At 66.8% G+C, this 2277-nt stretch carries 2 protein-coding genes and 1 pseudogene; 1 reads left to right on the top strand and 2 read right to left on the bottom strand.

All coding sequences use genetic code 11. The features are described from left to right. Together JCM25156_RS14180 and JCM25156_RS14175 are read right to left on the bottom strand one after the other, a co-directional pair. Positions 1 to 458, bottom strand: a 458-nt coding sequence (locus tag JCM25156_RS14180; RefSeq protein WP_025813597.1) for an SDR family NAD(P)-dependent oxidoreductase, incomplete at its 3' end; no start/stop codon positions are given. Beyond that, positions 455 to 1063 carry a DedA family protein gene (locus JCM25156_RS14175; protein WP_025813596.1) on the bottom strand — a complete coding sequence of 203 codons (609 nt, stop codon included), beginning with the start codon at positions 1061 to 1063 and terminating at the stop codon, positions 455 to 457. The genes JCM25156_RS14180 and JCM25156_RS14175, both read right to left, overlap by 4 nt. 156 nt (positions 1064 to 1219) lie before the next feature. Between JCM25156_RS14175 and JCM25156_RS14170 the strand changes: the two are divergent. Continuing rightward, a pseudogene (locus tag JCM25156_RS14170) lies at positions 1220 to 2277 on the top strand (S9 family peptidase); the annotation flags it as partial.

The following is a 2277-nucleotide window of genomic DNA, read 5'->3' as shown; positions in this document are numbered from 1 at the left end:
CTTGCCACCGTCACCACCCGGCCCCCGCCATCCGCCGCGCAGACCAGCGGGCGCAGGCGGGCGGTCAGCGCGAAGGGGCCAAGGAAATTGGTGCCGAACTGAAGTTCGAACCCGTCGCGTGTTTCCATCCGGGTCGGGGTGCCCATGACGCCCGCGTTGTTGACCAGCACGTCAAGCCGGTCGGTTTCCTGCGCCAGTTCATGGGCGAAGGCGGCGATCGAACCCAGGCTGGCCAGATCCAGCAGCCGGAAGGACGCATCCGCCCCAGGCTGTTCCTGCCGTAGCCGGGCAAGGGCGGCCTGCCCCTTTTCCGCGTTGCGGCCCGTCAGCATGACGCGCGCCCCGCGTGACGCAAGGCCAAGCGCTGTCTGGTAGCCCAGACCGCCGGTGGCCCCGGTGACAAGGGCAAGGCGGCCGTCCATGCGGGGGGCCTGTTGGAGTGTCCAGTGTCTGGTCATCTGTCCGCCTGTTCTCCGGATTGGATCAGTTCGCGTTCCGCCGCCGCCTCGGCCTCGGCGGTCAGGCGGGCTTCATGCCGGCGCAGGAAAAAGAAGGCGCATACCAGCATGATTCCGCCCCCCGCCGCGAGCGCCATGCCTACCGGGCCTGAAATGCGCAGGATCCGGTGGCCCAGATAATAGGCCGCATAGGCGTACCCCGCCCCCCATAGGACGCCCCCCAGGGCGTTGAACAGCAGGAAGCTGGGCCATGGCATGTGGTTCGCCCCCGCCAGCAGGGCCACGAACATGCGCAGGATAGCGAGGAAACGCCCGAAAAGGACAATCACGCCTCCGTAACGCAGGAACAGGAAACGCCCCGTCTGCAGGCGGCGTGGCGTCAGCCCGATCCGCGCGCCCTTGCGCTCCAGCAGCGGGTAGCCCAGCCAGCGGCCGATCAGGTAGCCGAAATTGTCTCCCATGATCGCGCCGATGGCGGCCGCCGTCGCGACCCATGTAATATCCAGCCGGTGCGTGGCGGCGCAATAGATCGCGGCGGAGATGATCAGGGTCTCGGCCGGCAGGGGCGCGCCCATGCTCTCCAGCATGACGATGACCCCGATCACACCATATCCGTAATGCTGGAAAAGTTGTTCAAGATGCTGGAGCAGCGGACTACCTGTCAGAAAGAAAAAGGTTATGTAAATTACGGAGCCAGACCGTGAAGCACGGTTTGCGCAATCCCGATCCCATTGTCACGCACAAATGGCAGGAGTACGAATATGATCCAGTCCCCCACAGGCGCTAAGGCGGCTCCGGATGTGCGCCCCTATGGCACATGGCCTTCGCCTGTCAGCGCGGGCCTTGTCGCGGGGCGGACGGTGGCGCTGTCGGATGTGCGGGTGGACGGCAGGGATATCTACTGGATCGAAGGTCGCCCGGCGGAAGGTGGCCGCCGGGTTCTGGTCCGCGCGCGGGGGGATGTGGTGGCCGATGTGACCCCTGCCCCGTTCGATGTCGGCACCCGCGTGCATGAATATGGTGGCGGGGCCTATGCGGTGCGCGATGGGCGCATCGCCTTCAGCAACCGCCGCGATGGCAGCGTGTGGCTGCTGGAAAATGGAAATCCGCGCTGTCTCAGTGCCCGGGCGGGGCTGCGTTATGCTGACCTGACCTTCAGCCCCGATGGCCGCTTCCTGTTCTGCGTGCGTGAGGATCATCGCGCGGTGGATGAGGAACCCGCCGCCGCCATCGTGGCGCTGGATTGCACCGTGGCGGGGGATCCGGCCTTCAATGACGGCGTGCCGCTGGTGATGGGGCCGGATTTCCTGTCTTCGCCTCGTCCCTCGCCCGATGGACGGTACCTGGCGTGGATCGAGTGGGATCACCCCGCCATGCCGTGGGATGCGACCCGGCTGCGTATTGCCAGCCTGCTGTGCGAAGGTGATGACCCGCCCCGTCTGGCCGCCCCCTGGACTGCCGCGGGCGGAAAGGGGCTGGCGGAATCCGTGATCGAGCCATGCTGGGACACGACCGGCCACCTGCTGGCGCTGTCGGACCGGAGTGGCTGGTGGAACCTGTACGCTTTCGACACCACCTTCGGCGCGCCGAAGACGCTGGCGCCGATGCAGGCCGAAATCGGCCAGCCGCACTGGGTGTTCGGCCTGCGCAGTTACGTGCCGCTGGCCAATGGCGATATTCTGGCCATGGTGATCGCGGCGGGAGAGGCCCGGCTGGTTTCCATCCATGATGGCACGGTGACGCCGCTGGACCTTGGCGCCCCCTCCGGCTGTCCGGTTCCGGTGGCGGGGGGCGGGTTCGCATGGATCGACGCGCCATC

The sequence above is a fragment of the Komagataeibacter kakiaceti JCM 25156 genome (assembly GCF_000613305.1).
Note: the sequence above shows the minus strand (reverse complement) of the source record. Positions and strands in the feature narration are given on the sequence as shown.